This window comes from Streptococcus sp. HMSC10A01, assembly GCF_001807785.1.
Lineage (GTDB): Bacteria > Bacillota > Bacilli > Lactobacillales > Streptococcaceae > Streptococcus > Streptococcus gordonii.
On sequence record NZ_KV790967.1, the window covers coordinates 46,257 to 72,139 of the forward strand.

General features: G+C 40.3%; 29 protein-coding genes. 24 read left to right on the top strand and 5 right to left on the bottom strand.

Annotated elements, in window-relative coordinates; all coding sequences use genetic code 11:
- Positions 1 to 81: 81 nt before the first annotated feature.
- From HMPREF3108_RS03615 to HMPREF3108_RS03680, 14 genes are all read left to right on the top strand, one after another.
- Entirely contained in the window at positions 82 to 1,068 is a 987-nt protein-coding gene (locus HMPREF3108_RS03615; RefSeq protein WP_070493334.1) for a sugar ABC transporter substrate-binding protein, read from the top strand.
- Positions 1,068 to 2,384, top strand: coding sequence for a sensor histidine kinase (locus tag HMPREF3108_RS03620; RefSeq protein ID WP_070493337.1), 1,317 nt, complete (start codon positions 1,068 to 1,070; stop codon positions 2,382 to 2,384). Before HMPREF3108_RS03615 ends, HMPREF3108_RS03620 begins: the two co-directional genes overlap by 1 nt.
- Positions 2,377 to 3,060 (top strand): response regulator transcription factor, encoded by a 684-nt coding sequence (locus HMPREF3108_RS03625; RefSeq protein WP_002896732.1) that lies wholly within the window; start codon positions 2,377 to 2,379, stop codon positions 3,058 to 3,060. The genes HMPREF3108_RS03620 and HMPREF3108_RS03625 overlap by 8 nt, the downstream gene beginning before the upstream one ends.
- Entirely contained in the window at positions 3,057 to 4,340 is a 1,284-nt protein-coding gene (locus HMPREF3108_RS03630; protein ID WP_070493340.1) for an ABC transporter substrate-binding protein, read from the top strand. Before HMPREF3108_RS03625 ends, HMPREF3108_RS03630 begins: the two co-directional genes overlap by 4 nt.
- Positions 4,341 to 4,558: 218 nt before the next feature.
- Positions 4,559 to 4,996, top strand: coding sequence for a PTS sugar transporter subunit IIA (locus HMPREF3108_RS03635; protein WP_070493343.1), 438 nt, complete (start codon positions 4,559 to 4,561; stop codon positions 4,994 to 4,996).
- A gap of 20 nt (positions 4,997 to 5,016) precedes the next feature.
- Positions 5,017 to 5,511 carry a PTS sugar transporter subunit IIB gene (locus HMPREF3108_RS03640; protein WP_008810035.1) on the top strand — a complete coding sequence of 165 codons (495 nt, stop codon included), beginning with the start codon at positions 5,017 to 5,019 and terminating at the stop codon, positions 5,509 to 5,511.
- Between the two features lie 30 nt (positions 5,512 to 5,541).
- Positions 5,542 to 6,393: a PTS mannose/fructose/sorbose/N-acetylgalactosamine transporter subunit IIC gene (locus HMPREF3108_RS03645; RefSeq protein WP_008810034.1), complete on the top strand. Its 852-nt coding sequence runs from the start codon at positions 5,542 to 5,544 to the stop codon at positions 6,391 to 6,393.
- A 1-nt stretch (position 6,394) separates the two neighbouring features.
- Positions 6,395 to 7,225 (top strand): PTS system mannose/fructose/sorbose family transporter subunit IID, encoded by an 831-nt coding sequence (locus HMPREF3108_RS03650; RefSeq protein WP_048777245.1) that lies wholly within the window; start codon positions 6,395 to 6,397, stop codon positions 7,223 to 7,225.
- Between the two features lie 11 nt (positions 7,226 to 7,236).
- Entirely contained in the window at positions 7,237 to 7,527 is a 291-nt protein-coding gene (locus HMPREF3108_RS03655; protein ID WP_045504452.1) for a hypothetical protein, read from the top strand.
- Positions 7,528 to 7,929: 402 nt separating this feature from the next.
- Positions 7,930 to 9,903, top strand: coding sequence for an ABC transporter substrate binding protein (locus HMPREF3108_RS03660; protein ID WP_060553820.1), 1,974 nt, complete (start codon positions 7,930 to 7,932; stop codon positions 9,901 to 9,903).
- A complete protein-coding gene (locus HMPREF3108_RS03665) occupies positions 9,903 to 10,706 on the top strand; it encodes an ABC transporter ATP-binding protein (RefSeq protein WP_008810030.1) in 804 nt (267 codons plus the stop codon). The genes HMPREF3108_RS03660 and HMPREF3108_RS03665 overlap by 1 nt, the downstream gene beginning before the upstream one ends.
- 159 nt (positions 10,707 to 10,865) lie before the next feature.
- Complete coding sequence (groES, locus tag HMPREF3108_RS03670; RefSeq protein WP_045504448.1) at positions 10,866 to 11,147, top strand: co-chaperone GroES; 282 nt, start codon at positions 10,866 to 10,868, stop codon at positions 11,145 to 11,147.
- A 22-nt stretch (positions 11,148 to 11,169) separates the two neighbouring features.
- Positions 11,170 to 12,792 (top strand): chaperonin GroEL, encoded by a 1,623-nt coding sequence (gene groL / locus HMPREF3108_RS03675; protein ID WP_070493346.1) that lies wholly within the window; start codon positions 11,170 to 11,172, stop codon positions 12,790 to 12,792.
- A gap of 123 nt (positions 12,793 to 12,915) precedes the next feature.
- Entirely contained in the window at positions 12,916 to 13,674 is a 759-nt protein-coding gene (locus tag HMPREF3108_RS03680) for an epoxyqueuosine reductase QueH (protein WP_045634141.1), read from the top strand.
- Positions 13,675 to 13,769: 95 nt separating this feature from the next.
- On the opposite strand, the gene HMPREF3108_RS03685 is transcribed toward HMPREF3108_RS03680, so the two are convergent.
- Together HMPREF3108_RS03685 and folE are read right to left on the bottom strand one after the other, a co-directional pair.
- Positions 13,770 to 14,591, bottom strand: coding sequence for a PrsW family glutamic-type intramembrane protease (locus HMPREF3108_RS03685; RefSeq protein ID WP_045773435.1), 822 nt, complete (start codon positions 14,589 to 14,591; stop codon positions 13,770 to 13,772).
- Between the two features lie 47 nt (positions 14,592 to 14,638).
- A complete protein-coding gene (gene folE, locus HMPREF3108_RS03690; RefSeq protein ID WP_045634139.1) occupies positions 14,639 to 15,202 on the bottom strand; it encodes a GTP cyclohydrolase I FolE in 564 nt (187 codons plus the stop codon).
- Between the two features lie 212 nt (positions 15,203 to 15,414).
- On the opposite strand from folE, the gene rpsF reads away from it, so the two are divergent.
- From rpsF to HMPREF3108_RS03725, 7 genes are all read left to right on the top strand, one after another.
- Entirely contained in the window at positions 15,415 to 15,705 is a 291-nt protein-coding gene (gene rpsF, locus HMPREF3108_RS03695; protein WP_045634138.1) for a 30S ribosomal protein S6, read from the top strand.
- A gap of 16 nt (positions 15,706 to 15,721) precedes the next feature.
- Positions 15,722 to 16,213, top strand: a complete 492-nt coding sequence (locus HMPREF3108_RS03700) for a single-stranded DNA-binding protein (protein ID WP_012130902.1) — start codon at positions 15,722 to 15,724, stop codon at positions 16,211 to 16,213.
- A gap of 38 nt (positions 16,214 to 16,251) precedes the next feature.
- Positions 16,252 to 16,491, top strand: coding sequence for a 30S ribosomal protein S18 (gene rpsR, locus HMPREF3108_RS03705; RefSeq protein WP_000068664.1), 240 nt, complete (start codon positions 16,252 to 16,254; stop codon positions 16,489 to 16,491).
- Positions 16,492 to 16,544: 53 nt separating this feature from the next.
- Positions 16,545 to 17,201, top strand: coding sequence for a TetR/AcrR family transcriptional regulator (locus HMPREF3108_RS03710; protein WP_080927983.1), 657 nt, complete (start codon positions 16,545 to 16,547; stop codon positions 17,199 to 17,201).
- Positions 17,202 to 17,341: 140 nt separating this feature from the next.
- On the top strand, positions 17,342 to 18,055 hold the full coding sequence (locus tag HMPREF3108_RS03715; RefSeq protein ID WP_048777243.1) for an ABC transporter ATP-binding protein: 714 nt from the start codon (positions 17,342 to 17,344) through the stop codon (positions 18,053 to 18,055).
- Positions 17,982 to 19,592, top strand: coding sequence for a hypothetical protein (locus HMPREF3108_RS03720; RefSeq protein ID WP_061582709.1), 1,611 nt, complete (start codon positions 17,982 to 17,984; stop codon positions 19,590 to 19,592). The genes HMPREF3108_RS03715 and HMPREF3108_RS03720 overlap by 74 nt, the downstream gene beginning before the upstream one ends.
- Positions 19,592 to 19,786, top strand: coding sequence for a DUF1648 domain-containing protein (locus HMPREF3108_RS03725; RefSeq protein ID WP_048777241.1), 195 nt, complete (start codon positions 19,592 to 19,594; stop codon positions 19,784 to 19,786). Before HMPREF3108_RS03720 ends, HMPREF3108_RS03725 begins: the two co-directional genes overlap by 1 nt.
- Positions 19,787 to 20,104: 318 nt before the next feature.
- On the opposite strand, the gene HMPREF3108_RS03730 is transcribed toward HMPREF3108_RS03725, so the two are convergent.
- Genes HMPREF3108_RS03730 through HMPREF3108_RS03740 form a run of 3 tightly spaced genes read right to left on the bottom strand, consistent with a single transcriptional unit; the run spans position 20,105 to position 22,360 of the window.
- The gene (locus HMPREF3108_RS03730) at positions 20,105 to 20,572 is read right to left on the bottom strand and encodes a hypothetical protein (RefSeq protein ID WP_048777240.1); all 468 of its coding nucleotides are present in this window, start codon (positions 20,570 to 20,572) and stop codon (positions 20,105 to 20,107) included.
- Between the two features lie 2 nt (positions 20,573 to 20,574).
- On the bottom strand, positions 20,575 to 21,390 hold the full coding sequence (locus HMPREF3108_RS03735) for a hypothetical protein (protein WP_048777239.1): 816 nt from the start codon (positions 21,388 to 21,390) through the stop codon (positions 20,575 to 20,577).
- Positions 21,362 to 22,360 carry a hypothetical protein gene (locus tag HMPREF3108_RS03740; protein ID WP_048777238.1) on the bottom strand — a complete coding sequence of 333 codons (999 nt, stop codon included), beginning with the start codon at positions 22,358 to 22,360 and terminating at the stop codon, positions 21,362 to 21,364. The genes HMPREF3108_RS03735 and HMPREF3108_RS03740 overlap by 29 nt, the downstream gene beginning before the upstream one ends.
- Positions 22,361 to 22,479: 119 nt before the next feature.
- Here HMPREF3108_RS03740 and HMPREF3108_RS03745 point away from each other — a divergent pair, with 119 nt between their 5' ends.
- From HMPREF3108_RS03745 to HMPREF3108_RS03755, 3 genes are all read left to right on the top strand, one after another.
- Complete coding sequence (locus HMPREF3108_RS03745) at positions 22,480 to 24,150, top strand: hypothetical protein (RefSeq protein WP_048777278.1); 1,671 nt, start codon at positions 22,480 to 22,482, stop codon at positions 24,148 to 24,150.
- Positions 24,151 to 25,170, top strand: coding sequence for a hypothetical protein (locus HMPREF3108_RS03750; RefSeq protein WP_070493349.1), 1,020 nt, complete (start codon positions 24,151 to 24,153; stop codon positions 25,168 to 25,170). It abuts the gene before it with no gap.
- Between the two features lie 198 nt (positions 25,171 to 25,368).
- Positions 25,369 to 25,878: a GNAT family N-acetyltransferase gene (locus tag HMPREF3108_RS03755; RefSeq protein WP_008809854.1), complete on the top strand. Its 510-nt coding sequence runs from the start codon at positions 25,369 to 25,371 to the stop codon at positions 25,876 to 25,878.
- The last annotated feature ends 5 nt before the right edge of the window (positions 25,879 to 25,883 follow it).

A 25,883-nucleotide genomic window follows, 5' to 3' on the forward strand; every position in this document is an offset into this window, starting at 1 on the left:
AGCAGATTTTGATTTTTTCTCGCTTTGTAATATAATAATTCTGTATATAAGTGTAGCCTACTAGATAGATTGGGGGTATAAATAGTAGTGAAAACAGAAAAGCAAAGAAGTCATATTCATTTTAAAAATACTTTGTGGCCCCTCTTAGCTCTACTTGTACTGGCTTTATCTTTTGTGTATTTCAAGGGGATTCTTCCGGATCCAAAACAGGTCAAGATTGGGGTTACCTACATGACCATGAATAACGACTTTTACAAGACCTTGAATGCGGAGTTAGAGAAAAAAACTAATCAGCAGGGGAGTCGGCTCTATGTTCGAGATCCTGAGCTGGATGAGGGTAAGCAGAGTCAGCAGATTGACTTTTTCGTCCGAGAAAAGGTAGATGTTATTGTCATCAATCCGGTGAAGAGTAATAGTCCAAGTATCATTTCTTCTCTTCAAAAGGCCAAGAAAGCTGGGATTAAAATCATCGTAGTGGATGCGCCAGTCAGCAAAGAAGTGGCAGTCGATACGACAATTGTTTCAGATAATTACCAAGCTGGTGTTTTAATTGCTAAAGATATGATGAAACGTTTGCCAGCTGCGAATATCCTTCTGCTAGAACATCGAAATGCAGTTTCTGCTATGGACCGCATTCGAGGTTTTGTAGAGACAATAAAAAACCAACCTCGTTACAAGATTGTTTCCCAAAAAGAGACGCTTGGCCAGACTGAAGAAGCAATGCCTCAAGTAAAAAGTGCCTTAGATGAAGGAATGGACTTTAATGTGGTCATGGCTCTCAATGATCGGGCAGCGATTGGTGCCCTAGCGGCTATTAAAAATAACGGCTTGAACCGAAAGCTTTCTATTTATGGCGTGGATGGCTCACCGGATATCAAAAACTTTTTGGCTACAACAAACGATATAGAGGGAACTGTAGCTCAATCTCCCATTCAGATGGGACGCAAGGTGGCGCAGGTAATTGAGCTGATGCAGGAAGGGAAATCCTACGACAGCCAATATCTGATTCCGGTTCACTTGGTTAATAGGGATAATATCAGTCAATACACAGTTACAGGGTGGCAATAATGAGACCTCAAAAAAGTATATTTTACAGCAAAATAGCGCTGATGGTCATTAATCTGGTTGCCATTGTCTATAATGCGTCTATCTATCTCTTTGCGACCAACTATGTGGCGGCTAAGGGCTTCAGTCACTCGCTGTTGGAGCGTTTGGATGCCATTCCCGGCTCTCCCAGCTTGATTTTCTGGCTATCAATTAGCTTGTATGCCTGCCTGCTTTTAGTCATGTACTATCGCGAGCGCCACCCTAATCAGCTGTCTGTCTATGACAAGGTGACCATTATTGAAATCCTGCTTATGCTGGTCATCTTTTCTGTCTTGCACTCGTCCTACAATGGCTTGCTTCTCTTAGTGTTTGCGGATATTTTCTATGGCTCTAAAGAGTTCAATGCTTCTAAAGACAAGAAGTACTGGTTTTCTTTTATCATTTTGAGTTTTGGCATGTTGCTCTTGTCCAACTATGACCTTATGTCGCTCTTTATCAAGTTGCCTTCTCTAGATACCTATATTCGTTTTTACCCAGAGTCCGTCCGGCTGCTACTGCTTTTTGGTAAGAACTTTCTCTACTCCCTCAATATCGTTGTCTTTATGATTTCCTTGCTCTTCTACATCTTGTCAGCCATTACGGAGCGTCATCGGATTGAGGAAGAGCTGCGCATGGCTTCTCAGGCTAATCGCGAGTTGAACTCTTATCTGGCTTTGTCTGAGAAAATAGCAGAAGATCGAGAGCGGAAGCGGATTGCTAGAGAGATTCATGATACATTGGGCCATGCCCTGACAGGAATTTCAGCGGGTATTGATGCGGTCAAGGTCTTGGTCGATATTGATACCAACCGGGCTAAGGAGCAGCTCAATAATGTCTCTGTCGTCGTTCGAGATGGTATCCGTGATGTCCGAGGCTCGCTCAATAAGATGCGACCGGGAGCTCTGGAAAATAACACTTTGAAGGAAGCTCTGATTAAGATTATCCGTGAGTATGAAGCTATCTCCAATTTGGAGATTCATCTCCGCTACGAATGGGATAATATTGACTTGGATATTGCCAAGGAAGACATTGTTTTTCGGGTGATTCAGGAGTCTATTACCAACTCTGTCCGCCATGGGCATGCCAAGACTATCTGGATTGAGCTGCTGGAGGAAGAAGAAGCTTATGTAATGACCATTCAGGATGATGGTGTTGGCTTTGATGAACTCCGCTATGGCTATGGCCTCAAGCAGATGCAGGAGCGCCTAATGATTATTGGCGGAAGCGTCCGCTTTGAAAATAGGGACGGTTTCTACACGCATATCGAAATCCCAAAAATAGGAGGAAGACATGATTAAGGTTTTAATAGCAGACGATCAGGCCTTGATTCGCGAGTCTCTGCAAATCATCCTGTCAGCCCACGCTGATATTGAGGTTGTCGGGACAGTTGGAGACGGCAAGGAAGTGCTGGAAAAGCTTCACCGGGTGCGCCCAGATGTGATTCTGATGGACATTCGCATGCCAGTCATGGACGGTGTTCTCTGTACCAAGGCTGTCAAGGAGCAGTATCCGGATGTTAAGATTATCATTCTGACAACCTTTGATGACGATGAATTTATCTTCTCCGCTCTCAAATATGGTGCGTCTGGTTATATTCTCAAAGGGGTTTCGACAGAAGAACTTCATGAAGCCATTCAGACAGTCTATCGAGGCGGAGCTATGATCAATCCCAATATTGCCACCAAGGTCTTCAAAATCTTTTCACAGATGGCCCAGTCCAACTTTGCTATCACGGTGACGGAGGAAAATATAGAGGACATGAGCCGGACGGAGTGGAAGATTATCCAGCAGATTGGCTTTGGAATTTCGAATAAAGAAATTGCAGCCAAGCTCTTTCTATCAGAAGGGACAGTCCGAAATTACCTGTCAGGTATCCTAGCCAAGCTCAACTTGCGTGACCGAACCCAGCTGGCTATCTGGGCTGTGCAGACCGGAGTCACCCAGAGAGATTTTAGTAAGGAAAGCGACAAATGAAGTGGAGACTGAGACATTTGGCCCTGCTGGTTGTCCTGATCATATCTGTTGCTCTGGCTTTTGTCTTTTGGGCTTCAGCTCAGGAAAAAATCCTGCGTATCGGTGTCTATGCAGGCTCTAGTTGGGATGTACCTAACAGCCGGGAAAACAGGGTCTTGGACAGCCTGATTAAAAAATTTGAAAAGACGCATCCTCATGTCAAGGTCGTCTATGAAAGCGGTATTCCCAAGGATGATTACGCTGACTGGCTGGCAGAGCGAGTCTTGAAAGGCGAGCAGCCAGATCTCTTTATGGTACCAGAAAATGACTTTAGCATGTTGGCTTCGACGGGCGCGCTTAAGTCCTTGGATACCCTCTTAAGAGATGATGAACGGACGGCCTTTTATCCGGTTGCTTATGAAGCTGGGCAATATCAGGGAGTCAGCTATGCTCTTCCAGTTGAGAGCAATCCTATCATGATGTGTGTCAATAAAGACTTGCTTGAAAAAGAAGGAATTAGCATTCCTGAATCAGGCTGGACTTTAGAGGATTTCTATGAGATTTGCAAGAAAGTAACCAAAGACACCAATGGCGATGGTGTGGTGGATCAGTACGGTATAACAGATTACACTTGGCAGCAGGCTCTGGTAGCTTACGGCGGCCATCTTACCGATAAATCCGGCATCAATGTAGACAGTTCAGAGATGCACCAAGCCCTGTCCTTTATGAGTAAATTAGATATGCTCAGTCAGCACTATAAGGTAACTTCTAATGACTTTGATGAGGGAAGGGTGGCCTTCTATCCTATGAGTCTGGCCCAGTATCGGACCTACAAGCCCTATCCTTATCATGTTTCCAAATATTCTAGTTTTTCTTGGACCTGTATCCCGATGCCAACAGCCAATAGCCAGGTGATGGGAACACAGGTCAAGACCTCACTCTTTGCCATGTCTTCTAATACCAGTCAAGAAAAACTAGCATGGGAATTTATGCTTTTGTTATCGCAGGATAAAGAGAGCCAACAGGCTCTATTTGAGAAATCTCAAGGGACTTCGGTCTTACCATCTGTAGTGAAAAGTCAGCAGTCTAAAGAAATCCTACAAGCAGATGATTTTGGCTTGGATTCTTTGACTTCTGAGAGGTTGGATCGCATGATGAATCGCTCTATCATTGATATCAGTCTAGAAGTAGATCAACATACGATGGAGCGGATGGACTATCTGATTCAAAATGCGATGCAGAATCAAGAGATTGATAGTGCCCTACCTAGTATTCAAAAGGAAATAGAAAGCGGAAAATAATCTGCTTTCTTTTTTTTTTCATTTCAACCACAAAATAAACAAAGTTGACTAGACCAATATGACAATTGTCATATTCTTCCTAACAAATGTCATCTAACTTAAGTGACATTTGACAATATGAAACCGGTTCCACAACCTGTAAAATAAAGTCATAAAGAAACCTTCGACGTTTAAAGCCTAAATTGGCTAAGAAGTAGAAGGGTAAGGAGGCAGGAAAGATGAAATATCTTGTATTGGTCAGCCACGGTGGCTTGGCCGAAGGGGTGCAAAGTTCTTTGGAAATGTTTGCCGGCGACAAGACAGATCAAGTGATTGCTGTTGGTCTAAAAGCAGGTAAGTCAGTAGACGATTTTGCCTTGGAGTTTCGCCAAGCTTTAGCGGGCTTAGCTGAGGAAGATCAGGTTCTTGTGTTGGCAGATATTGTTGGGGGAAGCCCTCTTACTACTGCCTGCAATGTCTTAGCTGAACTTGGGAAACTAGACACAGCAGTTGTCCTAGGTGGCTTAAACCTGACCATGGCTTTAACAGGGCTAGTTATGAAAGATATGTTAGAAGGCAAAGAACTAGCTAGAACCATTCTTTCAGAAGCTTCAGCAGCTCTTCAAGAATTCGAAGTCGCAACCGATAGTGACGAAGAAGATGACGACGATATTTAAATACTTAAAGGAGATTTATCATGACAATTTCATTTGTACGGATTGATGACCGCATGATCCACGGTCAGACAGTTACTCGCTGGGCTAAGGAATATCCTTGTGATGGCTTAATTGCGGTCAATGATGCAGCTGCAGGGAATGCCGTATTAAAACAAGCTTATAAAGCTGCTTCAGATAAGAAAACTTTTGTTTGGACTAAAGAAGCTTTTAAAGAAAAATCACAAAAGGTCTTGGATTCAGATAGCCGCTATTTCTTAATTACGAAGAATCCAATTGATATGAAAGAAATTTTAGTAGACCAAGGCTTTGTTCCAGCTGACGTTAAAGAAATTATCGTCGGGCCTGCTAATGATCGCCCAGGAGCAACGAAACTAGGAAACAATCAGTCTATTACTCAGGAAGAAGCAGAGGCAATTGAAGCAATTGAAAAGGCTGGTTATAAGGTGAAATTCCAATTATTGCCAGATGTTTCCATCGGCTACTGGAGTGATTTCAAGTCTAAGTTTGGTTTTTAATAATACTATAAGCGTTAAAGGAGGCTTATTATGACAATTTCTTGGTTACAGGCCGCTTTGCTAGGATTGTTTGCGTGTTTGTCATCCATGCCTGGTCTAGGTGGTACATCAATTGGTAACTATACTCTGGGACGCCCGCTTGTTGGTGGACTTGTTTCAGGGCTTATCTTAGGAGATATTAAACTAGGTATAGTCTGTGGGGTTGCCATGCAATTGGTTTATATTGCTCTGGTTACTCCTGGTGGTACAGTTTCAGCAGACGTTCGTGCGGTTTCTTATATCGGTATTCCGCTAGCGATGGTAGCTATTACGACACAAGGCTTAGCCTTAGATTCTTCAGATGCAGCTAACTTGGCTAAATCAATGGGAACTTTAGTAGGAACAGTTGGTACCGTTCTATTTTATGGTACAGCTACAATGAACTTGCTCTGGCAACACATTGGTTGGAAAGCAGTCGAAAAAGGAGAATTTAAGCGTTTGTACGCAGTAGACTGGGGCTTCCCATGGATTTCACACATTGTCTTCTCTTTCTTACCAACTCTAATCATGTGTAAATTAGGGGCAGATGCAGTTACAGCTTTGAAATCAGCCCTTCCTTTGGATGGAATTCCAATGAAAACCCTCTTTACAGTGGGCTCACTCCTTCCATGTGTCGGAATCGCTATTTTGTTAAAACAAATTGTTGAAAAAGCTGTCGACTTCATTCCTTTCTTTGTCGGTTTTACTCTTGCAGCTTCTCTAGGATTAAATCTAGTCTCTTGTGCAGTCATTTCATTGATTTTCGCTGTTCTATTCTATGAAATTCAAATGGCTAAAAATGTCAGAGCTCAAGCAGTAGCAAGTACAGGCGTGATTGATGACGATGATGAGGAGGATATCTAAAATGGCAAAATTAACGAAAAAAACATTAGGAAAATCTTTCCATCATTGGTACTATGGTAACTTGACCTGCTTCTCACAAGAGCACATGCAGACTTTTGGTTATCTTGCGTCTATGCTACCAATTGTGGAAGAACTTTATCCGAAAAAAGAAGATCAAGCAAAGGCAATGCATACTTATACAGCCTTCTTCAATACTGAACCTCAGCTAGGTGCCTTGATTGTCGGGATTACAGCAGGGCTCGAAGAGGCACGTGCAAATGGTGCTGACGGAGTGGATGATGAAACAATCAATGGACTTCGTGCTGGTTTGATGGGACCTGTTGCAGGTATTGGAGACTCGCTGATTGTTGGGACACTGATCCCGATTATCTTGGGGATAGCCCTTGGTTTATCAAACGGAGGATCTCCACTAGGTGCTATCTTCTACATCGTTGTCTGGAACTTGCTAGCTTACTTCGGTATGAAATTTGCCTATTTTAAAGGCTATGAACTGGGCGACAAAGCGGTTGAATTTCTTGTTGGTCCTCAAGGACAAGCTATCCGTAAATCTGTATCTATCATTGGTGGTATGGTTATCGGAGCAGTAGCAGCTACTTGGGTGCCTGTTAAAACAGCTTTCCAATTAAAAGACTCATCCGGAAAAGCATTCTTGGTTCTGCAAGATCAATTGGACGGAGTTTATCCAGGACTTTTGACGGCATTATTTATCGTCTTTTGCTGGTGGTTAATGGCTAAGAAAAATCTATCTCCAATCAAAGTGATGCTACTTCTTGTAGTTGTTGCATTTATTGGTGTATTACTTGGCTTCTTTAATCCAGGTTTGAAATATTAAAAGGAGAAATCATGACAGAACAAGAATTGATTCAAGGCTATGAAACAGAAATTCACTATCAAAAACATATGATTGAAAATCTAGGACGTTGGTTTAGTCTCTTCTTTACCATTGCGAGTATCGGTCTTGTTCTGATTTATTTCTTTCGCCAAACCAATATGATTCTTTTCATTGTTGGAATTATCCTAGCAGTTTTAGGTGTTCTTGCCATGTTAGTATTTGGTTATGGTATCTACAAAGGCCGACTCAATCTTCAAAAAGTTATTGATGATTTTGAAGCTAAAATTCAAATAAAATATTAAGCTAGATGCCCCTGATAAAAGATTATCGGGGGTTGATTGTTAAAAATTTTCAGAAATTTTCTAAAAAAGTCTTGACATTGTATGAAATTAAGGGTATAGTATTAAACAATAAAAACAAGGAGAAATAAAATGGTTAAACAAACGTCATCACAGACAATTAAATTAAATACCTACTTTTACTTTAGTTTCTTTAGATAGACGTTTGTAGCCGAAAGGATACAAACGTTCCCCGTTTGTATCTATGAAGCTAAAGCATTTTATGATGAATCCAGCTGATTAGATATCTTTTCTAACTGACTGGATTAAAGTGGATGATTGATCTCATCTATATCAGCACTTAAAAGCCAGTTAGAATATTATCTAATTGGCTTTTTGTTTTTGAAAAAAATTAAGGAGCATGATATGAAAAAAACACTACTTTCCTTGGTTAGTTTGGCGATAGCCTTACTTCTTGTAGCAGGATGCAGTTCTTCAAAGAAGTCGGAAAAACAGGTCCATATTGGGATTCTTCAATATGTGGAGCATGAGTCCCTGACAGCTGCTCGAAAAGGCTTTGAGAATGAGTTGAAAGACCAAGGGTATATTGATGGTAAGAATATCAAGATTGACTACCAGAATGCCCAAGGGGACCAGTCCAATCTCCAAACGATTTCTACGAGCCTACTCTCTAAGAATGACTTGGTTCTAGGGATTGCAACGCCAGCAGCCCAATCTTTAGTCAATCTATCGACTGACACCCCCATTCTCTTTACAGCGATTACAGATCCTGTATCCGCAAAGCTCGTGAAGTCTATGGACAAGGTTGGCGGTCTAGCAACTGGTACAAGTGACCGAGCTCCCGCCAAGAAACAAGTGGCCTTGCTAAAAAAAGTCATGCCTAATCTGAAAAAAGTTGGGATTATGTACACCACCAATGAACGAAACTCAGAGATTCAAGTGCAAGAGGCAGAAGCAGCTTTTAAAGAAGCTGGTATTGAAACGGTTGTCAAGGGGATTTCCTCTACAAATGATGTGCAAGATACCACAAAAAGCTTGATGAGTCAGACGGAAGCCCTCTTTATTCCAGCTGATAATACCATCGTTTCAGCGATCACCTTGGTGACAGACTTATCTAAAGAAATGAAGGTGCCTGTAGTGGGTGGTTCTGTTGATGTGGTAGATGATGGGGTGCTCTTTACCTACGGGGCTGATTTTGAAGCTTTGGGTCGCCAAACTGCTAAAATGGCTATTCGAATTATGAATGGAGAAAAAGTCGATGATATTTCAGCTGAAGATCCTGAGACGCTGAAGGCAGTAGCTAATAAAGAAATGGCTCAACTTCTAGGAATTGACATCAGCGCCATTGAGCAAGAGGAACAGGCAAATGCTCAAGCGAAAAAAACAACTCAGAAAAGCTCTTCTGCTAAAAATACCGCTAATCCGAAAGTGAATTCTCTTTCCAAACCTAAGTCGTCTGATTCATCTGGTGGTCTTCTAGATATTGTACTCTCTGCTCTATCTCAAGGTTTGCTCTGGTCTATTATGGCTATTGGAGTCTTCATTACCTTCCGAATTTTAGATATTGCAGACCTGACTGCAGAAGGATCCTTCCCGCTTGGTGCAGCAACTACAGCCATTTTAATTATGAAAGGCTTGAATCCTCTTCTAGCCACCATTGGCGGTTTTATTGCTGGAATGCTGGCGGGGGCAGTGTCTGGATTTCTACATACCAAGATGAAGATTCCGGCTCTTCTGACGGGGATTATCACTCTAACTGCTCTTTATTCTGTTAACTTACTTGTATTAGGAAGTTCTAATCTTTCTCTTTCAGGTCAGACAACACTGGTGACTGTGATGACAAGTCTACTTAGTCTATCTAAGACCTCTTCGGTCATTGTATTAGGGCTTGCCTTCGTTGCCTTTGTTATCTTACTTTTAATTGTCCTACTCAATACCCAGCTTGGTTTAGCTTTGCGGGCGACCGGAGATAATTTGGCTATGGGAGAAGCCAATGGAATTAAAGTTGACCGAATTAAGATTTTAGGTTATATGCTTTCAAATGGGCTAATTGCCCTTGCTGGCTCCCTTTTAGCTCAAAATAATGGCTATGCGGATATGAATATGGGAACAGGAACCATTGTAAACGGCTTAGCATCGATTATCTTGGCCGAAGTCATTGTTAAATACCTTCCGCTTGGAAAACGTCTCTGGTCCATTGTGGTCGGATCCATCCTATATCGTTTAGTTCTAGTAGTTATTCTGGCTATGAATGTGGATGCTCAAATGCTTAAATTAGCCTCAGCTATTCTTCTTGCTCTCATTCTTTACGTTCCAGAAATTCGTCAAAAATTGCAGATTAAAGCAAACAAAACCTTAACGCCAGGAGGTGACAGCTAATGCCTTTATTAACATTAACCAATATTCATAAGACCTTTGAAAAAGGAACAATCAATGAGAATCCTGTTCTCCGAGGCTTGGATCTCGAAATCGAACAGGGAGACTTTATTTCCGTAATTGGTGGGAATGGAGCAGGGAAATCAACCTTGATGAACTCTATCGCAGGTGTCGTAGAGATTGATGATGGAGATATCTTGCTTGATGGTCAGTCTATTAGAAAGTCTTCAGTAGCTGATCGATCGAAAAGTATTAGTCGAGTTTTTCAAGACCCGCGGATGGGGACAGCCACCAATTTGACGATAGAAGAAAATATGGCCATTGCTTATCGTCGTGGGAAGAAGCGGAGCTTTTTCAAACGATCAATTACAGAAGAAGAACGCCAAATCTTTAAGGGTGCACTGGAACATCTTGGCCTAGGTCTTGAAAATAGAATGAAGACGGATGCTAATTTCTTATCTGGAGGTCAAAGACAGGCTTTGACTCTTTCGATGGCGACCTTAGTTCGGCCTAAGGTTCTCTTGCTGGACGAACATACTGCAGCTCTCGATCCTAAAACAAGTGATATGGTGATGAACTTAACGAAAAAAGTAGTAGAAGAGCAGAAGCTAACAACCCTCATGGTCACTCATAACATGGAACACGCCATTGAGTATGGTAATCGCTTGATTATGCTCTATCATGGGAAGATTGTCGTGGATGTGAAGGGTGAAGAAAAGGAAAATCTAACGGTAGCTCAGCTCATGGATCTCTTCCATAAGAACAGTGGTCAAGTACTGAATGATGATGCTCTAGTCCTAGGATAAGACAAAAAAACTGACTGGTTTCTCTAGTCAGTTTTTTAAGTTCTTTGAAGAAAAAATAGTATTTTTTTCTTGACTATTTTTGACCAAGTGATAAAATAATAACTATAGATTAGCACTCGATATAAGAGAGTGCTAAAAATTAATCTCAGGAGGGATACTATGTTAAAACCATTAGGTGACCGAGTGGTCCTAAAAATAGAAGAAAAAGAAGAGAAAGTTGGCGGTTTTGTTATCGCTGGTAACAGTCATGCAGCGACTAAGACAGCCGCAGTTGTAGCAGTTGGCCAAGGAGTTCGTACCTTGACCGGTGAATTGGTAGCACCATCTGTCAAAGCTGGAGACAAGGTTCTTGTTGAAAGTCACGCAGGAGTAGAAGTGAAAGACGGTGAAGAAACCTACCTTCTAGTCAGCGAAGCCAATATTCTAGCAATAGTTGAGTAAGATTAGAAAAGAGGGATAAAAAATGGCAAAAGACATTAAATTTTCAGCAGATGCAAGAAGTGCAATGGTACGCGGAGTCGATATTTTAGCAGATACAGTCAAAGTAACCTTGGGACCTAAAGGTCGCAATGTTGTTTTGGAAAAATCTTTTGGCTCTCCCCTTATCACTAATGACGGTGTGACCATCGCTAAAGAAATTGAATTGGAAGACCACTTTGAAAATATGGGTGCTAAGTTGGTGTCAGAAGTTGCTTCCAAAACCAACGATATCGCAGGTGACGGAACAACAACAGCAACAGTTTTGACGCAGGCTATCGTCCGCGAAGGAATCAAAAACGTAACTGCCGGAGCCAATCCAATCGGTATCCGTCGTGGGATTGAAGCAGCTGTTGCAACAGCTGTCAGCGCTCTGAAAGAAACTGCTATTCCAGTTTCTAACAAGGAAGCTATCGCTCAGGTTGCTGCCGTTTCTTCTCGTAGTGAGAAAGTCGGTGAATACATTTCTGAGGCTATGGAAAAAGTTGGCAACGACGGAGTTATCACTATCGAAGAGTCCAAAGGGATGGAAACTGAGCTGGATGTTGTAGAAGGAATGCAGTTTGACCGTGGCTACTTGTCTCAATACATGGTGACAGATAGTGAAAAAATGGTGGCTGATCTGGACAACCCTTATATTTTGATTACAGACAAGAAAATTTCTAACATTCAAGAAATTCTGCCATTGTTAGAAAGCATCTTGAAAACCAACCGTCCGCTTTTGATCATTGCAGATGATGTAGATGGCGAAGCTCTGCCAACGCTTGTTCTTAACAAGATTCGTGGGACTTTCAACGTTGTAGCTGTCAAAGCACCAGGCTTTGGTGATCGTCGTAAGGCTATGTTGGAAGATATTGCCATCTTGACAGGTGGAACAGTCATTACAGAAGATCTCGGATTGGAACTCAAGGATGCGACCATTGAAGCACTTGGACAAGCATCTAAAGTCACTGTTGACAAGGACAGTACTGTAATTGTAGAAGGTTCTGGAAATCCTGAAGCTATTGCTAACCGTGTAGCTGTTATCAAATCTCAAATTGAAAGTGCAACTTCAGAATTTGACAAGGAAAAACTTCAAGAGCGTCTGGCTAAATTGTCTGGTGGTGTAGCTGTGATTAAGGTTGGAGCTGCCACAGAAACAGAACTCAAGGAAATGAAACTCCGCATCGAAGATGCCCTTAATGCAACCCGTGCCGCAGTAGAAGAAGGAATCGTATCCGGTGGTGGTACAGCCTTTGTTAGCGTTTTAGATGCAGTTGCTGGTCTCGAATTAACAGGAGATGAAGCGACAGGTCGTAATATTGTTCTCCGTGCCTTAGAAGAGCCTGTCCGTCAAATCGCTTTCAATGCAGGCTTTGAAGGTTCAATTGTCATCGACCGTCTGAAAAACTCTGAAGCTGGTACAGGTTTCAATGCAGCAACTGGCGAATGGGTTAACATGATTGAAGCTGGAATCATTGACCCAGTTAAGGTGACTCGTTCAGCCTTGCAAAATGCGGCTTCTGTTGCTAGCTTGATCTTGACAACCGAAGCAGTAGTAGCGAATCAACCAGAGCCAGCTAGTCCAGCACCAGCCATGGATCCAAGCATGATGGGCGGCATGATGTAATACAAAAAGATAGTGAGGACTGAGATGAAAATCTCAGTCTTTTTATTCTAGAATCATTTTAATCAAGATTGTTTGAGTCAATTTTCTATGGTAAAATAGAATGAGAAACTAAAGGAGCGGCTTATGATTGATGTAGAAGAAATTCTGAGCAAGATGAATCCCAATCAGAAGATTAACTATGACCGTGTCATGCAGAAAATGGTTCAGGATTGGGAAAAGGATCAGAAACGCCCGACCATTCTTATGCATACTTGTTGTGCCCCTTGCTCGACCTATACCCTAGAATATCTCAGTCAATATGCGGATGTAACAATTTACTTTGCCAACTCCAATATTCATCCTAAGGCGGAGTATCAGAGACGAGCTTATGTGACTCAAAAGTTTGTCAGTGACTTCAATGAGAAAACAGGCTACACAGTTCAGTATTTAGAAGCCCCTTATGCACCTCAGGAATTTTTCCGAAAAGTTCATGGTTTGGAGGATGAACCTGAAGGAGGCGATCGTTGCAAGGTTTGCTATGACTATCGTTTAGATAAAACTGCTGAGGTAGCGGTAGAACTTGGTTTTGATTATTTTGGAAGCGCATTGACGATTAGTCCTCATAAAAATTCTCAGACCATTAATAGTGTCGGTATTGAGGTGCAAAAGGTCTATGCGACTCATTATTTGCCGAGTGATTTTAAGAAAAATCAAGGTTATAAACGCTCCGTGGAGATGTGCGAGGAATATGATATTTATCGCCAGTGCTATTGTGGCTGTGTTTTTGGTGCTCAAGACCAGGGAATCGACCTAGTAAAAGTAAAGAAGGAAGCTGCGGCCTTTATGACGGGCAAGGATTTAGAAAAGGACTACTCTCATATCAAGTTCACAGTGATAGATTAGTTCTTGATAGACTCATAGTCTGTGGCCTATAAAAAAAGAACTGCTCTAAGATAGATTGTTCTGTCTTGGGGCAGTTCTTTTAACTATGTAAGTGTTTAAAAATGTAAACTTGGCTGATCATTATCCAATCGCGTAGCTGTTTGGTAGGCTAAGAAGAAGGTAAAAATAGCTAGGGCAGATAGGATGGGTCTTACAAGCGGTATTTCGGTTTCAATAGCTGAAAACGGTGAGTTCCAGATAAAATGTAGGATAAAAGCCGCTAGGAAGTAGATAAGTCCTGTTTTGAAGTTGCTAGCATTCTTTTTGCGATAGCGAATCATCAAGGTCAAGCCGAAAGCAGTCAAGCCTGTGTAGAGCCAATGTGAGGCGATTGAGCCAACCACGCGTCCCAAAATTCCTGAGATAGCGAAAGAGAAGCCTTCTGACATATCAGATAAGATATAAGAGAAGTCCTCACTGATTTGGAAACCAAATCCCGCTACAATTCCTAGAAGTAAGATAGACTTCAAGTTTTTTACAGGAACTAAGTAGAGAGCAAAGGCTACACCGATCAATTTGAGAGGCTCTTCGACAAGTGGCGCTACGATAGCACTTTCTAAATCATTAATAAAAGAAATAGATAAAGTAGAAACACCGTCATGGATATAAGTGTTGGCAAGACCAGAAGTCCATCCCGCGATGAATAGCCCGCCCAAGAAGGCGATGATTAAGCTGGCAAGTGGAGTCTTCCATTTTTTTTGAACGTGTAAAATGATTAAGCTAGCTGGAACGATATAAAGCAAGGCTAATAAGGCAGCCAGTCCAATAATGCCGTATGCTTTGCCGGATAATTCGCCTAGAGTATAGGTCTTTGTTTCGTACTCGATTCCAATACAGATTAGAGCCAGAAATAGGAGAAATACTAATTTTTTCTTCATAAACTTCTTTCTAAGGTGAGCATAATGTGTTGAGTGATAAGAGGGAATTAGTCGTGATGAATCATGGACAAGATTTCCTGTCTCTGATGAACATTTTCTTTGTAAATTCCTTTTGCAACAGTCGTGACAGTCTTACTACCAGGTTTTTTGATTCCTCGCATAGTCATGCACATATGTTCAGCTTCAACCATGACAAATACACCCTCGGGTGACAAAGCTTCATCTAAGGCCGTTGCAATTTGGGCAGTGAGGCGTTCTTGTAGTTGAGGACGTTTGCTAGCCACTTCAACTGCACGGGCTAATTTGCTCAGCCCGGTGACTTTGCCATTGCTTGGTAGGTAGGCGACATGAGCAACACCATAAAAAGGTAAGAGATGATGTTCACACATGGAATGAAATGGAATATCTTTTACAAGAACGACTTCTTCATGACCTTCCGAAAATACAGCAGTAAATTCATCCTTAGGATCTCGACCAAGCCCAGAAAAGACTTCCTGATACATTTTAGCTACTCGCTTTGGTGTGTCAAGCAACCCTTCACGGTCAGGATTTTCCCCAACTAATTCTAATAGTTGGTAAACAGTCTCTTGCAATTTTTCAAAATCAGACATAAAAAACTCCTCATTAGTCAAACTAGTCCTATTATATCGGAAAGAAACAGGGCCGTCAAATACTTGAGCAGTATCAGAACACCTCGTTCACGAAGTTTTAAAGAATTTCCTTGCTATTTCATAGAGAATCTAGTATAATAGTTATTCGTGAGAAAACCTCACTTACCCCTTGCAAAGTCTTGGGGTCATTAGACCAAAAGGAGGAAAAATCAATGGCTAAATACGAAATTCTTTATATTATTCGTCCAAACATTGAAGAAGAAGCTAAAAACGCTTTGGTAGCACGCTTTGACTCTATCTTGACTGACAACGGTGCAACTGTTGTTGAATCAAAAGATTGGGAAAAACGTCGTCTTGCATACGAAATCCAAGATTTCCGTGAAGGACTTTACCACATCGCTAACGTTGAAGCAAACGACGATGCAGCTCTTAAAGAGTTTGACCGTCTTTCAAAAATCAACGCTGACATTCTTCGTCACATGATCGTCAAACTTGACGCTTAATTAAGAAGGTAGATTCATGATAAATAACGTTGTACTTGTAGGTCGCATGACCCGCGATGCTGAACTTCGCTATACTCCGCAGAACCAAGCGGTTGCAACATTTACATTAGCTGTTAATCGAAACTTTAAAAACCATAATGGTGAAAGAGAAGCAGACTTTATCAATGTTGTCATTTGGCGTCAGCAGGCAGAAAATCTTGCAAACTGGGCTAAAAAAGGTGCTCTAGTCGGAATTACAGGTCGTATTCAGACTCGTAATTATGAAAATCAGCAAGGTCAACGTGTCTACGTCACTGAGGTCGTTGCAGATAACTTCCAACTATTGGAAAGTCGTACAAGCCGTGAAGGACAGTCTGGAGGCTATACTCCAAATAACTTTGGCGGTAATGCAGCACCAAGCTTCGGAGGCGCTGACTCGTCTCACCAAGTACCGAATTTTTCTCGTGATGAGAATCCATTTGGTAACTCAAATCCAATGGATATCTCAGATGATGATCTGCCATTTTAATTGGACAAACTAGAACTATAATATAAAGGAGAAAACACATGGCTCAACAACGTCGTGGCGGATTCAAACGCCGTAAAAAAGTTGATTATATCGCAGCGAACAAAATTGAATATGTTGATTACAAAGATACTGAGCTTCTTAGCCGTTTCGTTTCAGAACGTGGGAAAATCCTTCCTCGTCGTGTAACAGGAACTTCAGCTAAAAACCAACGTAAAGTAACAACAGCTATCAAACGTGCTCGCGTAATGGCTTTGATGCCTTTCGTAAATGAAGACTAATTTGATTAACAGCAGGCTCTGACCTGCTGTTTTTTTGTTTCATCATTGACAAAATGTCAGTTAGGTGCTATACTGACCACAAGGAGGCAGAAATCATGCGTGATGTCAAGGAAGTAGAGGTACGGAGAGCAGAGATTATGTCTGCAGCCTTACAGCTCTTTGCCCAAAAAGGCTATCTAAAGACTAGAACTCAAGATATTATTGATAAGCTTGGAATCTCACGAGGCCTGCTTTACTATCATTTTAAGGATAAGGAAGACATTCTCTATTGTCTGATTGAAAAGAACTCTGAGCCCTTGCTGAGAAAGCTAGAAAAGATTAGCTATCAGCCAAATGTTGGGGCCAAGGAAAAAATCAGAGCCTTTATTGAGGCGACCCTTATCCCAGAGGAAAGCAGAACACAGGAAAATCAAGTTTTGCAGGAAACCGTCAATTTGGAGACCAATCGCTATGTTTTAGATCGCTTTTATCATAGACTCTGTGAGCGGATGATTGTTTTCTTCACTCATATCTTGGAGGAAGGACAGAAATCTGGAGATTTTCATTTGAAATATCCGCATGAGACGGCTTCTTTTCTCATGACTGCCTACGTCTTTGTGTCCAATGATATCAAGATGAGTCAGGAAGAACCAGAGACTTTGCAGGATTATCTCACCAGCTTCCAGGCAATCCTAGAAAGAAGCTTAGGAATAGAAGAATCTATTTTTTAGAATAATCGGCAGTTTTCTGCCTTTTATTTAGAAACACAACTGACAAAATGTCAGTTCGAACCTTCAATCTCTTAATCTAAATTATAAAAAATTTTACGCCAAAACTGACAAAATGTCAGTTTAAATAAAAGGAGAAATTCATGTTAAAAATAGAACATTTAACAAAAGTATATAGCAATGGTAAAAAGGCTGTGGATGATCTTAGTCTGATGGTGGAGCCTGGAGATATTTATGGCTTCATCGGCGCTAATGGAGCAGGTAAGACATCCACCATTAAGTCCATTGTGGGGATTCATGATTTTGATAAAGGAGAGATTTATATCTGCGGGCACTCTATCAGGAAGGAGCCCTTGCTTTGTAAGAAAAAGATGGCGTTTCTGCCGGATAACCCAGACCTTTATAAAAATCTGACAGCAAGGCAGTTTTTGGATTTTGTAGCAGACATTTATAGGGTTTCTATGGAAAAGAGGCAAGCAGCTATAGAAAAGTATTCTAAAATGTTTGAGCTGGATACGTCTTTGGATCAATTGATATCAGCTTATTCACATGGAATGAAGCAACGATTGGCACTAATAGCGGCCCTCTTGCATGAGCCAGAATTGTTGATTTTAGATGAACCTTTTGTCGGTTTAGATCCGAAAGGCGCATATTATTTTAAGCAAATCATGAGAGAGCTAGCCAGTCAAGGGCATGCGATTTTCTTTTCCACTCACGTTTTAGAGGTTGCGGAAGAACTCTGCAATAAGATTGCAATTCTGCAAAAGGGACGTTTGGTGGCTAATGGAAGGACCTCTGAAGTTAAGGGGACATCTAGTTTGGAACAAGTATTTATGGAGTTACAGGAAGATGACTAATATTCTTTTGCTTTTAAAAGTACAATTATACAGCACATTTTCGCTTAATGATTTAAGGAAAGGACGAGGATTGGGCAGGTATTTTAAGCTTGGTCTGCTCTTCTTGCTTGTTTTGCTATTTTCAGGCTATAATCTTTTGACGGCTTTGAGTTTGGTCAAGTTGGGGCAGGCAAATTTGATTCCAGCCTATATGATTGCCTTGGTTAGTTTTATTATTTTCTTTTTCAGTCTGATGCAGTCAAATGGCATCTTGTTTGACCAAGAGGAACTTGATAGGCTCATCGTATTACCGCTCAGTATTAGGGAAATCGTCTATGAGAAATATGCTTTTCTTTATCTTTTGAACAGTGTGTTTGCCATTCTTCTCATGCTGCCAGCAGGCCTCGTTTGGTTTAGGTATGGTGCGTCCTTGTTGGAGTTGCTTTTTTATCTGCTTTTAATGGGATTTGTTCCTCTTTTACCTCTCTGTTTAGCATCTTTACTTGGCTTGTGCGTGGCCTACATAGCCTCAAAGGCCCCTCATAAAAATCTAGTTGCCTTCCTTTTTTCTCTCCTCTTGCTTTTGGGGCTGGCAACAGGCAGTATGTGGGCTATGAGAGCTGGACTGTCAGGGGAAAATGTTGGTCTCGTGCTTACCAAGCAGCTGACCTCTCTCTATCCTCCGGCAAGCTTGTTTTTTAACCTTCAGCATTTTTTGTGGGCTAGCCTTCTGTTGATGTTTGCATCTTTTGTGCTGACAGGACTCTTTCTAAGGTATTTAAGTAGAAATTATTTAAAAATGAATCAGATGATAACAGGGGTGAAGTCAGAAAGCAAAGTCTATAGAAGCTGGCAGAAGTCTCCCTTTATGGCTCTTTATAGGAGAGAAGTTGCGAATTTTGTGAGTTCCTATCTTTATATGCTCAATAGTGGACTAGGAACCATTTTAATCATCGTTTTAGCCATCTTGCTTTGTTTTATGAGTTCTGATGTCCTCTTTTCTTCGATAGGACTCAGCGATAGCCGAGAATTTTTACCCCTATTACTGGCTGGCTGTCTCAGTATTTCCAATCCTGCAGCTGTCAGTATTTCCTTAGAGGGTGAAGAGATTTGGCTGCTTCAGACGCTCCCGGTTTCTATGAGGCAGATAATGATGGCAAAGCTGGCCTTGACGGTGTCTTTACATTTCGTGGCCTTGCTGCTGGGCTTGCCTGTTCTGGCCTGGCGTTTCTCGCTAGGAGTCTTGCAAGTAGTGGACTTGGTCCTTATTTCACTGGCTTATTCTCTATTTACAGCTCTTCAGGGACTTGTGGTCAATTTTCATTTTCCTAAGTTCATCTGGGACAATGAAATGATTGTTATTAAGCAAAGTTTTTCAACTATCTTGTCTGGAGGAATTGGCATCTTGGTTCTTGTGTTCCCTCTTTGCTTATCCTTACTATTTGGTATGGACTTGGAGATTTCGTTGCGAATCTCAGCTCTTGGACTTTTGCTTTTGGCAGTCGTCCTTTATAGGCATTTAATAAAGCAAGGATATTTTAAGGAGGTCCATGGCTAATGAAAAAGAAAGATTTATTCGTTTTGTTTCTCTTGGCAGTAATCTTATTTCTGATTATCTGCCTGATGCCAGAGCGGGTTCCCATTCATTTTAACAGTGCAGGAAAGGCGGACATTGTTGTCAACCGCTTTTGGTTGATTCTCAGTTTGCCCATTCCCTACTCTCTTTATTGGAAATATTTCCGAAGCAAATAAAAAAGAGGTCAGTGAACGATTTCTAAGAGAAGCAAGGTGTGAATAGTGTGGAAGATTTCAAGCAAGAAAATTGTTTGGACCTGCCTTTTTTATTAGCGTAAATTCGTTTATATCAAAATATTGGCCAACAGAGATATAAAGCAGGAGATTTTTTCTGATTCAGTATTGAATAGAGTAGAAAAAGTGCAGTAGTAAGTAAAGTTGCTATATTTCTTGGACAAGCAGGCTAGGTGTGACCATCAAAAAAGAACCCCTTATGAACTGAATATAGCTTTCTATACGGTTCATAAGTGGTTCTTTTAAATTTATTCTTTGCAATTAAGGTGATGGTATCTTTTTTACCCATGCTCTTAGAAAGCTTAGATCATTAAAGATAAAAATTAGAAAAATTATTTGGCAGAAGTAATATCCCCAATCTAGCTTATAAATGTCTCTTTGGATGGTAATGGAGAACATTGTGTAAACCATTAAGACAAAGCTAGCTATAAAAAATAGAAAAGATTGTAAACTTGCTAGAAAAGGATAGCCTTTGTTTTTTAAAATGAATTTCAATAAAACGGCTAGGGCAGGAAGAACAGATAGAAAAATAAAGGAATTCTTAAAATAGGAATTGTTCAGATCTGCAAATTCTTTTCCACCAAAAATAGGATTGTTATTTTGGAATAGGTAAAATTGAGATGTTTTATCGTGTAAAAAAGGCATGCTAGCAATAACTAAGTAAAGTGCAACTAATAATCCGATTTGCCAAGGGAAACTTACTTTACCCTTTTCTTTATTCTCTGACATCCCTATCTCCTTTCTCTAATTTTTCCTTGCTCAACGACGACAAAATCACCTTCTGCTTCATCAATCGTCCCTAGGACGTAGGCTCCATCTGGCAGGCTTAATTGTTCTAACAACTGTTGGATTTGGTCTCTTAGGTGGATATCTTCTCTGTCGACCCCTTTTGGCAAGATAATTTGGACATAGACAGCTCCTTGCGACAAGGCATGATTTAATGAAAAATCGTACAATTCCTCAAGGATAGAATGTTTATTTTTAGTAGCATCTTCAATGCGATCGCTATACCAAGTTTCACCTCTAACAAAATTAGCTTGATCAGATAGGGTGCTTCTTAACTTAGCTGATGCTCCACTTAGATCTGGAGCTTGATTTAATTTTCTTGTTAAAGACTCTTCCAACTTGGTCCGTTCGGGATTGATTTCCAGCATTTTTTCAATCATTGGTAAATAAACTCTGATAGATTCATCATAAGCCGTCCCTAACTCAGATATAGGGTTGTATCTATCAGATAAATCTATTTTGTCATAATAAGGCATGATTAATTGTTTAAAGCGTACGGATTTTTTCAAGGGCAGAGAAATGTTCTTGCCGTTAATTTTTTCAGTATAAGTAAAATTAACATCAATGCCCGTTCTTTCTTCAGCCCAGGAAAAACCGTTAATCTTAATCTCTCCAGGGAAATTCCGATTAGCATAAAAACCCTTGAGATTGGCCTCTAGATTCTTATAGAAAAACAGAGACAAGAGAGCTAGAAAGCACACAAGGACAAGTATACTTTTCCACTTGTCAGAATTAATCTTCAATATCTTTTTCAATAGCATCCTCCTTAATTACTTGCTTGAACTCTTGATCTGTTTCTACATACTCTTCCCGGCCAGTTTTTGTATATCTACTCCTAATGGTCCAGTGAAAATAGGAGGCATCGGGATATAAAATCTTTGTCAGTGTTTCACTATCATCTAGGGTCATATTTTCTTTTAAAACCAATAAATAACCATACTTCTTAAGTGTTGCAAGCGTTACGTTATCCTCCGTTTTAACATTACTGCTACTATGATTCTTGTCGGAAGAATTGTCAGTTGAAATTGATTCTTTATCTTCTTTTTTGTACTCAAACCAAGGTCCGTAACTATGTATATTACTCTCGTCATCACTGTATGCCTCAGTAATAAATGATGGATCTGAGAGTGCACGATAGATTCCTCCATAGCCGAATTGGATCGTCTCTTTGGGGCGTTTTTTTGTTGCTTTTTTATTAGTCAGGTTGATATAAATTTCGTTATCGTAGTCTATCTGGATTTTTACATAGTCATCTTTTCCATCAGAATACATCTGATTATCTAATTCGCCATTTATAGATACATATCCCATATCTTGAACAAGTTTCAAGGCATCAATCGTATGACCTTCTCCTTTTTCTTGTCCTAGTTGGTAATAACGAATTCGGAAGTATTCTTCCTTATCCTTCTTCTTCAGTGTGCCATCATATTGCTTGGAATCTTGAACTGCTAGATATTTCCGACCTACGGCAAAAACAGATGAGCCCCGTTCATTATCGTCTTCCTTAAAAGAGAGGGCTATCATAGGAAATTCAGGCTCATTCTCTCCAATTGTTACATAATTCGTTAAACGCAGATTCTTCCCTTTATAAACATAATTTCGTTCTTTAACTACATAAGTAGCTTCTTTTACAAAAAAGAAAGAACAAGCACCACCGACAATAAAAACGACCAGCGCTGCCAAAGCATAAATTTGCCACATTTGCCAAGAGAAATTCTCTAGCTTCTTCATCCTATACTCCTTTAAGATAGATTATGCACTATTATATCATTTTTGGGTAAGATTTCTGCTAAAAGTGGAAGAAAAGTATGATAGAATGGTATTATTATATTTTTATTAGGGAAGCGAATATGGATCAAACACCTTTCAAAAAAATCATTAAAATATCTAGTTTCTTTTTTCTCGCTCTAGTGACCTATCTGATCTATTATCCGACGATTAGTCCTGAACCTGCAAAAAGGGAAGGGATTAGCAAGAATCATAGTCGGACCGAGTCAGAAGATCGATATCGAATAGGTGTTAGTCAGGTAAATGACTTTCAGAAAATCGGAAATATTGCGCTGGCTATCGACAAGTTTGGGGAAGTCCAGGAAAAAGATGGCTATCTAGTTGCACAGAATTACAAGCTCCCCGAGGATCCGTATCCTGACGAGGGGAAGGCTTTTTATGACAAAAAAAACACGGAATATTTTTATCAGATTGATATTTACAAAGAGGACGAAGGGATTCAGTCATTAAAGAAGGTCGATGTACGAGCCCTTCTTCTTAAAGAAAAGAAAAAATATAACATTAAGAGTACCGCGAGATTAGATGTGCTTGACTCGTCTCCAGATGCTCCTTATATAGAAATAGCGCTGGAAGAGATTGATGGTGGCCTTCAAAAAGCATCTCTGATTATTGACTTAAAGACGGCAAAGAGTCGGATTGCTCACTACATAGGAGCTGCACAAGAAGAAGTCTTAACTGCTAGCGATAATAGTGAATTTAAAATTGCTCAAAGCAATCCTATTTTTGCTGACCGTTTAAAGAGCTTAAGCTTTATTCTTGATGCTAAAAAAGACACAAATTCCTATGATAACCAAGAAAAGCAAAATCAAGACAAAGTTATCATGATGAGACCATATCAGGGTGGAGACCTAATCAATCTCTACCAAGAATATCCTCATGCCCTCGAAATGGCTAAGAAAGGTAGTTTCGCTATCTATCCACTGTTTAAATACACTAAGGATTCCACTCAACAAGCCTCTGATTTTGCTAGTCTCTTTAATTATCCAGGAGAAGCTCCTTTTTGGTCTGCTCAAAAGAAACAAGAGTATGAAGCAGAACAAATCGTAAAACAGAAGAAAAGTCCTGAAACTCCACTTCCTTATGACTTGTTTATAAAGAAGGTACAGGAGGAAGGAAAAATCAATTGGGCGGAAGGGATTGTCCCAATTGGACTTGATATCGATAGTGAAGAAGTAGTTACCGTTGACTTCAAAAAAGGTCCGGTTTACACGCAGCATTTCGATCTATATGACCACATAAGTGCTTTAGGAAGTTGGACTGATCTTAGCTCTACCAATACGATGCTAAATCAAGTTAGTTTCGATAAAACCAGACGCTATGGAATAAAAACTGTAAAAGACGTCAGCACTCTTATTGATGAATCTAAGCGGTCTAATCCAGCCGGCCCGCAATATATTAATTGGCTTCAATATAACCCTAGTAGCCCTTTGTCTGAATCGTATATGAATACCGTTAAGGAGATTGTGGAGCAAGGACCTCTGTATAGAATTTTCTCCATATTTAGTCTTGAGGTAGGACAGATGACGGTTAGTCAAGCTGAAACTAATGACAATCTTGTGGCAGGAGAAATTTCTGTAATGGTTCAAAACGGCAACCAGGCTTTAGTTCCTCTGCAGTTTAAGATAAATAATTTTCATGATTTAACCCCTGATAAAATGATAAAATCGGGACGAATTATCTATGTCCTTATAGATGGTCAGCTTCGTCGAGTAAAAGTTCCGGAGGAAAGATAAGTGAGTCAGATCATTATAAAGATAAAAAAACTATTTCAAAATAAAATCTTTTTGAATATTGGTGGTTATACTTTAGCATTTGCAATTGGTTTATTTTTGGCTTCATATGTTGCTGAAAAACAAAAAAACACTATACACTCTGAGCAAAATCATACTGAGCAGCAAGAGGTTGGTAAAAATAGGCCAGATAAGGATGCGACTTTTAAGATAGAAAAGCTGGGTGATAATCTCTATATGGTCGAGAATCCTAATTTGGCCATCTTGTCTGACAAGTATATCTTGCAGCAAGAGATGAATTACCCCAACAAAACTTTTTACTACGATAGTTACCAGCAATTTAGTAGAGATAAGAATAAGAATAACCACCTGAAAATTAGACTTCTAAACCAAGCTGAAGGGACTTACAAAGATTATGACCTACTCCAGTTGGCTCAAAAACTACATCCTCAAGCTATTCCGGGGAAAGTGAGTCACCAACTGTATCAAGATCCTCAAGACAGTCAACTCTATTTTGCTTTTGAGGTATATCTACCAGGTGGATCAAATGCAAGCTACTATTCTAGTTCAAGTAGTGGCTCCTTTACCCAGACTCTTTATACGAATATTGAAAATGGTCAGACTTTTTCTCTGGATCGCTATTTCGAACCTCTAACAGCCCATTCGAAGCAACCAATCTATTCAGCTACTGACCTGGATGATAAATTGAATCGTTATGGACTAGTCTTGGCCAATAAAACACAGAATATTACTCTCATCAAGGGAGGAGAGGATTTAAACATTAAGAGTTTGAAATTAAGTAAAGAATTGCCTGGTATAGAAAAGAAATTTAGTGCCGGATGGAGCTTAATGATAACTGGCGATGATTCTTATGAAAAAAGTCTAAAGCTTCTAGCTGCTGAAGGGGAAATCGATCTTTATACTAATATCAAACTAGATGGTTCGTACTCATCCGATAAGAAAGATCATCTCTTAAAATCTTATCAAGATTTTCTAAACCTCTACCAAAAAGGTAAAAACTAACTTGCTTCTTTTCTAGCAAAGTTGGTCGGACATGGTTGAGAGAAGCTTATACACTTGATAACACTTAAAGAATGTATTCATAGCGATCAAGGACGGCTTTCGTAAAAGGAGACCAAGTAAATCCCTGCTTTTGCAGGGGTTTTTTATTATTCTTTAAAGTGTTAAAATGAGATGAGAATCTGTTATAAGGAGTATGATATGGGTGAAGAGCGAATCGTCAGAAAGATGCTTTTTGAGGATATTGAAGGATTATCAAATGCTTTTGTTGAGCAGGGATGGCCTGAGCGAAAAGATATTCTGCACAAATATTTTCTTGAGCAAGAGGAGGGAGAACGCCAAGTTTTGGTGGCTCTTGTTGGCAGATTTTTGGCAGGTTATATAACAGTCATTCCATCAGCAAATCACGGACCTTTTGCAGGCCTTTATCCGGAGTTAACTGATTTTAATGTTTTTGAAAGCTTTCAAAGGCAGGGGATTGGCACGGCTCTAATCGAAAAAGCAGAGCAAGAAGCCCTGAAATATTCAGATGTGGTTACCTTGGGAGTGGGATTACATAAGGGATATGGGCCGGCACAGCGCTTATATATTAAAAGAGGATATATTCCAGATGGTTCTGGACTTTGGTTTAACAATGAAGCCCTTGCCCCATATGCTCCTTGTGAAAATAGTGATGACCTAGTACTTTATTTTTCGAAAAAGAGAAAATAAAAAAA

Coding starts and splice junctions, on each gene's coding strand:
- HMPREF3108_RS03755 (WP_008809854.1), top strand. CDS start 25,369: ATGGGTGAAGAGCGAATCGTCAGAAAGATGCTTTTTGAGGATATTGAA.
- HMPREF3108_RS03620 (WP_070493337.1), top strand. CDS start 1,068: ATGAGACCTCAAAAAAGTATATTTTACAGCAAAATAGCGCTGATGGTC.
- HMPREF3108_RS03635 (WP_070493343.1), top strand. CDS start 4,559: ATGAAATATCTTGTATTGGTCAGCCACGGTGGCTTGGCCGAAGGGGTG.
- HMPREF3108_RS03740 (WP_048777238.1), bottom strand. CDS start 22,360: ATGAAGAAGCTAGAGAATTTCTCTTGGCAAATGTGGCAAATTTATGCT.
- HMPREF3108_RS03645 (WP_008810034.1), top strand. CDS start 5,542: ATGACAATTTCTTGGTTACAGGCCGCTTTGCTAGGATTGTTTGCGTGT.
- HMPREF3108_RS03630 (WP_070493340.1), top strand. CDS start 3,057: ATGAAGTGGAGACTGAGACATTTGGCCCTGCTGGTTGTCCTGATCATA.
- HMPREF3108_RS03650 (WP_048777245.1), top strand. CDS start 6,395: ATGGCAAAATTAACGAAAAAAACATTAGGAAAATCTTTCCATCATTGG.
- HMPREF3108_RS03725 (WP_048777241.1), top strand. CDS start 19,592: ATGAAAAAGAAAGATTTATTCGTTTTGTTTCTCTTGGCAGTAATCTTA.
- HMPREF3108_RS03735 (WP_048777239.1), bottom strand. CDS start 21,390: ATGCTATTGAAAAAGATATTGAAGATTAATTCTGACAAGTGGAAAAGT.
- HMPREF3108_RS03700 (WP_012130902.1), top strand. CDS start 15,722: ATGATAAATAACGTTGTACTTGTAGGTCGCATGACCCGCGATGCTGAA.
- HMPREF3108_RS03745 (WP_048777278.1), top strand. CDS start 22,480: ATGGATCAAACACCTTTCAAAAAAATCATTAAAATATCTAGTTTCTTT.
- rpsF (WP_045634138.1), top strand. CDS start 15,415: ATGGCTAAATACGAAATTCTTTATATTATTCGTCCAAACATTGAAGAA.
- HMPREF3108_RS03655 (WP_045504452.1), top strand. CDS start 7,237: ATGACAGAACAAGAATTGATTCAAGGCTATGAAACAGAAATTCACTAT.
- HMPREF3108_RS03720 (WP_061582709.1), top strand. CDS start 17,982: ATGGAAGGACCTCTGAAGTTAAGGGGACATCTAGTTTGGAACAAGTAT.
- HMPREF3108_RS03665 (WP_008810030.1), top strand. CDS start 9,903: ATGCCTTTATTAACATTAACCAATATTCATAAGACCTTTGAAAAAGGA.
- HMPREF3108_RS03685 (WP_045773435.1), bottom strand. CDS start 14,591: ATGAAGAAAAAATTAGTATTTCTCCTATTTCTGGCTCTAATCTGTATT.
- HMPREF3108_RS03625 (WP_002896732.1), top strand. CDS start 2,377: ATGATTAAGGTTTTAATAGCAGACGATCAGGCCTTGATTCGCGAGTCT.
- HMPREF3108_RS03660 (WP_060553820.1), top strand. CDS start 7,930: ATGAAAAAAACACTACTTTCCTTGGTTAGTTTGGCGATAGCCTTACTT.
- HMPREF3108_RS03640 (WP_008810035.1), top strand. CDS start 5,017: ATGACAATTTCATTTGTACGGATTGATGACCGCATGATCCACGGTCAG.
- groL (WP_070493346.1), top strand. CDS start 11,170: ATGGCAAAAGACATTAAATTTTCAGCAGATGCAAGAAGTGCAATGGTA.
- rpsR (WP_000068664.1), top strand. CDS start 16,252: ATGGCTCAACAACGTCGTGGCGGATTCAAACGCCGTAAAAAAGTTGAT.
- folE (WP_045634139.1), bottom strand. CDS start 15,202: ATGTCTGATTTTGAAAAATTGCAAGAGACTGTTTACCAACTATTAGAA.
- HMPREF3108_RS03710 (WP_080927983.1), top strand. CDS start 16,545: ATGTCAGTTAGGTGCTATACTGACCACAAGGAGGCAGAAATCATGCGT.
- HMPREF3108_RS03730 (WP_048777240.1), bottom strand. CDS start 20,572: ATGTCAGAGAATAAAGAAAAGGGTAAAGTAAGTTTCCCTTGGCAAATC.
- HMPREF3108_RS03680 (WP_045634141.1), top strand. CDS start 12,916: ATGATTGATGTAGAAGAAATTCTGAGCAAGATGAATCCCAATCAGAAG.
- HMPREF3108_RS03715 (WP_048777243.1), top strand. CDS start 17,342: ATGTTAAAAATAGAACATTTAACAAAAGTATATAGCAATGGTAAAAAG.
- groES (WP_045504448.1), top strand. CDS start 10,866: ATGTTAAAACCATTAGGTGACCGAGTGGTCCTAAAAATAGAAGAAAAA.